The following is a 7,334-nucleotide window of genomic DNA, read 5'->3' on the forward strand; positions in this document are numbered from 1 at the left end:
AGATCCAGGCACAGCTGGATATCCGCGCCGTCGATCACTCCGTACGCACCGACTCGGACGCTTCACACCTCGCCGAAGACCCCGCACGTTACAGCCCCACTCATGGCCGAAAATGGCCACTCCAAGGCCCAAACCCTTTGCCGATCAGGGCGCAACCTGTTCATTACACCCTACGCCTGGAGGTCCGACCCGGTCACTCCGGATATAGACTTAGGGTACCGGCGGGACTGGTACCGCTCATCTGACAGGAGAATCGCATGCTGCGCATCGCTGCTGTGTTGCTGGGTCTCTTGCTGCTTGCCGGCTGCATCAGCACCCAAAGCTGGGAGGCGACGCGCGTGCTCCAGGACATCGAGGCCGGCGCGGGACCGAGCACGCTGAAGGACCGCACCCCCGAGCCCACGCGCCAAACGCTTACCCTCGAGACGGACGAAGGTGACATCGCGGCCGACCTCTATCATCCCCAGCAGAATGTGGGGGCCCGCATCGTCCTCGTGCCGGGCTTCACGCCGCAGGGCAAGGACGACCGCCGGCTGGTGCAACTCGCCAATACGTTGGCGCGGGCGCGCTTCCTGGTGCTGGTGCCCGACCTGCAGGGCTCGAAAGACCTCAGCGTGCGCCCCGACGAGGCCGCTGCCATCGGTGATGCCGCGGCCCTTCTGTCCCGTCTGGAGGTGGAACGCGCAGCGGATGAACAATACGTGGGGGTCGCGGCGATCTCTTATGCCGTGGGCCTGGCCGTCCTGGCGACGCTGACGCCGCAGGGGGAAGAGGCCATCGACTTCCTGGTCGCGATCGGCGGCTACTACGACACGAAGAACGTGATCACCTTTGCCACCACAGGGGCCTTCCGGGAGCCCGGATCGGCCCACTGGCAGACGCGCACGCCTGACCCGCAGGCGAAGTGGATCTTCCTGCGCGGCAATCTGCACATGCTGAATGACCGCGAAGACCGCGCGATTCTCGAAGAAATCGCGCGACGGCGCATGGGCGACCCCAAGGCCCCCATCGACGACGTGGCCGATGATCTCGGGGATGAGGGGCGAAGCCTATTGGCGTTAATCCTGAACGATGACCAGGAGCGCGTGCCGGAGCTCCTGGACGATCTGCCGGCCAGCGCGCAGGCGGCCATCGAGATGCTGTCCCTGACCAACCGCGACCTCTCGCATCTTTCCAACGGTGCCATCCTGATCCACGGTCGGGCCGACACGATGATCCCGCACACCGAAAGCGAGCGCCTCGCCCGTGCAATCGGCGACGCCGACCTGCACCTGATCGATGGCTTTTCCCACATCGATCCGCAAGGCGTGGGACTTATCGGCCAGTGGCAACTCATCCGCGCGGTGATGGACCTGATCGCGCGGCGATCGAATTGACCCTGTGGATGGTAACGAGGTCCGACCTCGTCATGCGGAATAGAAATTCTCGCCACACAGGAACGCACGGCGAACACAGCGACAAATGCAGTGGTAATACGGCGTCGCCTCGATCGAGACGAGCTCCTTCCTGGCTCGCGTCATCAGGACCCTCCTTGGTCCATGAACTCACCCCAAAACCTAGCCAGACCGCCTCAGACCGTCAAGAAGATCATGGGTGTCCACTTCTTCTGGTTTCTCAGCGGAAACTGAATTTCCAAGAAGCACCGCTCATCTGTGCGCCATCCAACAGATGAATCGTTTCCATGTGTAGTAGTTTTTTCGTGTAGTAAGAAGATCCTGCGCACTCGACACGGAATGGCCGCCCGGGATCGCTAGGGGCGATTGCCTCCGCATGAAGCTCCATCAAAGCCGGCCGACATACGTTGGGATCTCCAATTGATCATTAGAGGACTTACGAGCGCCCGCACTAAACACCCGCTTTCAACCGCTGCACCCGGCTGGCGGCGGCACACCCCAGATTCAGGATAGGGGACTCATCGCAAGCCAACATTCCGCCGGCGACCACATCAAGCCACTCGTAATCCAAATTCGCAGCCATCACCGGACTGTCGGTGGGCCTGAAAGCTCGCCCTAATACCTAGAACATTCGCCCACCCAACTGCCCGCCGAATCCCCCTTACCTACGTAATTTCTCGATGGATGCCATGGCGCACGATCTGTTCCAACAGGTACTCAGCCTGCTTCAGACCTATCCGTATCTGTTCATTTTTGTCGGCATGCTCGTCGCGGGCGAAGTCGTGCTCTTGCCGGCGATATACCTGGCTGCGACCGGGCGCCTTGATCTTGCTGCAGTCATCTCGCTGGCAATATTGGCCACCGTCTTGTCGGACCTCGTCTGGTACGGGCTGGGAAGAAAATTCCCCGCTTCTGCACTCGACCGCATCCCTGGACGCCACAGCAACAACGCCGTTCGTGGTCTGGAACGCCTGTTCAATCGCAAGGGCGTGCAGATCTTGTTTCTATCCAAGTTTGTATATGGAACACGGACGGCGGCCCAAGTGCTTGCGGGGGTACACGATATGCGTTTTCGCACCTATATCATCGTCAATTTCCTCGGCGTCCTAACCTTATTCGCCGTCTTCGTTGCTCTCGCCTATTCGGTCGTCGGAACGACGCGTCGACTTGCCGATTTGGTTGAGGATCTGGAGATCGCCTTCCTGATATTCATCGTCATTGCGGTGTCCGCCAATTATATCGCGAGCCGGGTCTTGAGGAACCGATGGTCTCGGTAGTCATACCAGCCTTCAATGAGGTCGGAACCATCACCGATGTCATTACGTGTGCACGCCAGCATCCTTGGGTTGGGGAAGTCCTCGTGGTCGATGATGGCTCTACGGATGCGACGGCCCAGGTCGCAGAGGCCGCGGGCGCCCGCGTCATCCGTCTGGCTCGAAACACGGGCAAGGCGACTGCATTGGATGCAGGCGTGTGTTCGGCGAAATCTAACGTCCTGTTATTTCTCGACGCTGACGTGACTGGCCACACACAGCAGACCTTGTCCCGGATCATGCAGCCCGTCATCGAGGGACGCGTCGAGATGAACGTTGGCTTGCGCGCGCGATCGACGCTGATGCTAAACCAGGCGCTGCGATTCTTCCCAATTATCGGCGGAGATCGGGCATTGACCCGCCGGCTCTGGGAGGCCGTCCCGACGAATGGCGTGCGGGGTTTCCAGATCGAGATCGCCTTGAACTACACCTCCAAGCAATTCGAGAAGGGGATGGCATTCGAACTAGTGCGTGGTACGTTCCATCACATTAAAGAAAGGAAATATGGTGTCGTGGCTGGCGCTACCCAACGCGCGATAATGATCCGACAAATCCTGTCGATATCATTCCGGCTTTACATACTTTGCTGGATCAAGCAGAGGGCTGTACGCATCAGGAAGAGGAACAAGGTCGATAGCGGAATTGATTTTTAGATAATGTCTGATTCCCACCGCCAAGGAGGCTCTAATTGGTCTTCACGTTCGCGCAGACATCGGGGGTCAAGACGTCGGGGTCAGGCCTTGCCTTTTTCCATCCACCGGAAGCCTAGGAGGAAAAAGGCAAGGCCTGAGCCCAGAGCCCCTGCTGTGGATGACAACGAGGTCCGCCCCCGTCATGTGGTCATGAATCTTATCCTTTGGCAGATATGGCCCTGAGGGTGCTGGCGATTGGCATGGCTTCCCTCCCTGGAATGACCCATTTGAAGACAGAAATTGCAGCTTTAAGCCCGAATTCGGGCCTTGATCCGACGATTTTCTTTTCCTGTTCCACCGTTGGCGTGGTCCCGCCGCTCCTCCTATTCCCGGCGCCCACCAGCCCCGCGCCGCACAAGCGGCCCGGGGCTTTCGGCCGCTTCGGCGTTCCGGGTAGCCGCTACGACGACGAACGCGCATTCACCGCGCCCCGGCCGCAGGGGTTCGATATCCCGCATCCCGGCAAGCGGCCCCGCAAGGGTCTGTACCCACCCATCGATCGAGAAGCCGCCATGCACAAGCAGCTGTTCCACTTCGTCCGCGGAATAAAAAGTGGCGTCGCGGTAAAACACGCTCTCCGACTGATGCGCCAGGTACTCCTGCCCCAGTGGACTGTCGCGGTCGATAAAGCCGATTACCAGACGGCCACCAGGCCGTAGCACCCGCTGCGCCTCGGCAAGCATGCGCGCGGGAGAGTCGACAAAACACAGGGTTGTCTCCACCAGGGCATAGTCGAAGCTGCACGCCTCAAAGGGCATGTCTTCGGCCGTCCCCTCCACGATCTCGATACCCCGGGCAGCCGCGTGGGCCAGCATTGCCGGGGAGGGATCGAGGCCCACCTGCACCCCGAGCGGCGCGGCGAAGCGTCCCGACCCTACGCCGATCTCGAGCCCCCGGCCTACCCACGGCACAAACGCGCGCAGGGCCAGCAGTTCGGAGAGATAGGCCGGTTCGTGCTTGTCGAACCACGCCTCATAGCGCTCATGGTGCGCGTCGAATGGGGCCACCCTGGGCATCGGCCAGTCACTCCCGCTAATACGTCGACGAATCTGCGATTGGCGTCCGGCTATGACGTAGTAGTACGCGTCTAACCGCGGCCGCGCGCGGTGGCGCGCAGCAGCTTCATCAGGATATAGCGTTCCCGAAACCGGGCTGCCAGCTCCGCCGCATCACGGGGCACAAAATCGGCCCAGGAAAGCGTCAGCCTCTGCCTCTTGGCCTGACTTCCCTCCCTGGAAGTCCCATTTGATGGCCGAAATGACCGCTTTAAGCTCGAATCGCGCCCTTTCTAGACCGGTTCCCTTCGGCTTTTCCGTACGTTACCGAGGTCCGACCCCGTTATCTTCCTCAGAGAGCCAAGTCATGGGTGTCCTCTTCCATTTCATGCGGCGGGCGTGCCTCCTCCGCGGACGAGCTCGGTCAGCGCATTCAGGGCGTCGCTGGCCGTGAAGATCCCCAGGAACCGGCCATCTTCATCGTTGACGATCACGCTGCCCACCTTGTTTTCCGACATGGCATACGCCACTTGGTCCAGAGGCGTGGTCGCCGTCACCGTCAGCGGGTCGGACGCCATGATGTCGGAGGCTCGCACCTGATTGATCTCGGTGAGCGGCAACCCGAGGACCACGCGGACCTCGCGGTCACTGACCAGCCCCACCACCGACTCACCGCGCACGACCGGAAGATGGCGCACCCCATGCCGCTCCATCAACGCCCGCAGCTCGTCGATCGCCATATCTTCGTTGGCAGTGACGGGGTCGGGGGTGGTGAACTCCTCCACCGGTACATTCATCGACGCCATGTCCAGCACTCCTGTGATTGCTGCAGCCCACGGTACCAGATACACGCGAGCGTATCGGGCCCGGCCCTTCCCGAGGTGATGCGTCCCTGTGCAGTTGGCCTTCAATGGCTGCCCCCCCCTTGTCTCCCTGGTTCTAGCGCTTGACCTCCATGTGGATCTCGATGGTGCGCAGAAGCTTCTGGCGGTCGATCCAGCCAATGGCCCGGCCGGATGCCTCCAGCACCGGGATCTGGTTGAGGTTGTGCTCACTCATGAGCTGCAGGATCTCCTCGGCCTGCGTATCCGGCGCGACGTGTCTCAGCGAATCCGCGCGGGTCATGATGTCGGCGATCCGGGTGGTCGCCCACCGCTCCCGCGGCACCTTGCGACTGTCGCTCAGGGTCACCAGCCCTTGCACCCGCTCCGGCTCGCCGACCAGAAAGGAGCGGCGCCCGCCCGGCAGGACGCCCTGGTCGATCCACTCCTGGATGGATGCATCCGGGCTGACGAAGGGCGGCTCCGGATCGGCCAGATCCCGCGCACGGACATCCGCCAGCCGGTCGCGCATCTCGTACATCCGCCCCTGCCCTTCAGCCATGGTCAGCAGGAACCAGGCGATCAGCATGATCCACACGCCGCCGATCAGGTTGCCGATCACCACGAGATTCCAGAAACCGAAGCCGAACAGGAGGTACGCCACCATCCGCCCGCCCCAGACCGCGGCCGCCACCGCCTTGCGCGGGTCGCCGGTGATCTTCCACACCAGCGCCCGGAACACCCGCCCCCCGTCCAGCGGAAAACCGGGGATGAGATTGAACACCGCCACCACCAGATTGATGAACGCCAGCCAGCCCAGCGCTACCGACACCGGCTCGTACCAACCGGAGGTGGCCTGCGCGAGCCCCCCGAAGATCAGCGCCAGGCCCACACTGACTGCTGGCCCGGCGATGGCGATCCAGAACTCGTCGTCCGCGCGCTCGGTGTCCCTTCCCATCTGGGCCAGCCCGCCGAAGATGAACAAGGTGATCGATTCCACCGGCACACCCCGCCGGATGGCCACCACGCTGTGGCCTAGTTCATGGGCCAGAATGGAGGCAAAGAACAGCAGGGCCGTTACCCCCGCAGTGCCCACCACCATCGGCAGGGTCCACTCCGGAAACTGGTAGTGGAAGCCGGTGCTCATGGTCGCCAGCAGCAGCAAGACAATAAACACCCAGCTCACGTGGATCTGAATGCGGATGCCGCTGATGTGGCCAAGGACCAGGACCGTCTTGAACATACTTCCGCTCCTTGCAAGGGGGAGCGGCCCCGTATCGAACTGCCAGGACCACCTGACACCCATTATGTGGCCCCGCGGCACCGCCCGCACAGGGGAGAGACCCGTGCGACGCCGGGGTCAGACCGTGCCCCATCAAGGACACTCTGGCGGGCCCACAAACATTCGACCCGAAACGCCGATACCCTTGATAAAGTGCCGGCCGCGATCCATCGCCGCCTTCCGCATGCGCTCGACACGGCCCAGTGCCGCCACGTGGTAACTCCTTCCACCTCTGCGGACGTGCCGGACAAAATGTGCCGGATCGATCTGCAGGCGTTCCAGGATCGGCGGGATGTGCTCCGGAATCGCCCCGCGCTTGTCCTCGCGGATCGCGCGCCCAGTCCACTCGACCAGTTCCAGGTAATCGTCAGTGGTGAAAACCACCGCATTGGGATGCCCGTCATCGCCCTCGTGGCCCAGCGTCGTCAGGCGGGGTTCCGTGCGCTCCCCGTGTCGACTTCCCCGGATTAGGTCCACGCATAACTAGAGGTTTCCGGGGTGTGTTGTCGACTTCCCCGGATTAGGTCCACGCATAACTAGAGGTTTCCGGGGTGTGTAACTGCCGGTATTCGACCGGCGTCAGGTCCCCCAGCGAATCGTGAGGGATGGTTTCGTTGTAGTCCTGCAGCCACTGCTCGGTGTGTTCCCGGACTTCGGTCAGCGTTCGGAAGACGTAGAGGTCCAGGACCCCGCGGCGGTAGCTGCCGTTGAACCGTTCGATGAAGCCGTTCTGCATCGGTTTGCCCGGCTGGATGAAGCTCAGTTCCACGCCGCGCTGTTCGGCCCAGTCGGCGATCGCGGCCGAGACGAACTCGGGGCCATTATCGAGCCGGAGCT

At 62.0% G+C, this 7,334-nt stretch carries 7 protein-coding genes and 2 pseudogenes; 3 read left to right on the top strand and 6 right to left on the bottom strand.

Translation table 11 applies throughout. The annotated features are described in order from the left end of the window. Window positions 1-257: 257 nt before the first annotated feature. Window positions 258-1,376, top strand: coding sequence for an alpha/beta hydrolase (locus F792_RS0114015; RefSeq protein WP_018170141.1), 1,119 nt, complete (start codon window positions 258-260; stop codon window positions 1,374-1,376). A 36-nt stretch (window positions 1,377-1,412) separates the two neighbouring features. Here the strand turns inward: F792_RS0114015 and F792_RS14860 are convergent. Then, window positions 1,413-1,520 (bottom strand): annotated as a pseudogene (locus F792_RS14860) (transposase); the annotation flags it as partial. A gap of 563 nt (window positions 1,521-2,083) precedes the next feature. Between F792_RS14860 and F792_RS0114020 the strand changes: the two are divergent. Both F792_RS0114020 and F792_RS0114025 read left to right on the top strand, forming a co-directional pair. After that, window positions 2,084-2,671 carry a DedA family protein gene (locus tag F792_RS0114020; protein ID WP_018170142.1) on the top strand — a complete coding sequence of 196 codons (588 nt, stop codon included), beginning with the start codon at window positions 2,084-2,086 and terminating at the stop codon, window positions 2,669-2,671. After that, a complete protein-coding gene (locus F792_RS0114025; RefSeq protein WP_018170143.1) occupies window positions 2,659-3,360 on the top strand; it encodes a glycosyltransferase family 2 protein in 702 nt (233 codons plus the stop codon). Before F792_RS0114020 ends, F792_RS0114025 begins: the two co-directional genes overlap by 13 nt. 362 nt (window positions 3,361-3,722) lie before the next feature. Here F792_RS0114025 and F792_RS0114030 read toward each other — a convergent pair whose 3' ends face one another. The 5 genes and pseudogenes from F792_RS0114030 to F792_RS0114055 all read right to left on the bottom strand — a co-directional run. Continuing rightward, on the bottom strand, window positions 3,723-4,415 hold the full coding sequence (locus F792_RS0114030) for a class I SAM-dependent methyltransferase (RefSeq protein ID WP_018170144.1): 693 nt from the start codon (window positions 4,413-4,415) through the stop codon (window positions 3,723-3,725). 365 nt (window positions 4,416-4,780) lie between these two features. Continuing rightward, complete coding sequence (locus tag F792_RS0114040) at window positions 4,781-5,200, bottom strand: CBS domain-containing protein (protein WP_018170146.1); 420 nt, start codon at window positions 5,198-5,200, stop codon at window positions 4,781-4,783. 133 nt (window positions 5,201-5,333) lie between these two features. Further along, window positions 5,334-6,458, bottom strand: coding sequence for a site-2 protease family protein (locus F792_RS0114045; RefSeq protein ID WP_018170147.1), 1,125 nt, complete (start codon window positions 6,456-6,458; stop codon window positions 5,334-5,336). Window positions 6,459-6,590: 132 nt separating this feature from the next. Then, window positions 6,591-6,947 (bottom strand): annotated as a pseudogene (locus F792_RS0114050) (transposase); the annotation flags it as partial. Between the two features lie 70 nt (window positions 6,948-7,017). After that, window positions 7,018-7,334: integrase core domain-containing protein (locus F792_RS0114055; protein WP_018170149.1), on the bottom strand; the 317-nt coding region annotated here is incomplete at its 5' end.

The sequence above is a fragment of the Thioalkalivibrio sp. ALMg9 genome (assembly GCF_000380625.1).
GTDB classification, from domain to species: Bacteria; Pseudomonadota; Gammaproteobacteria; order Ectothiorhodospirales; family Ectothiorhodospiraceae; genus Thioalkalivibrio; species Thioalkalivibrio versutus.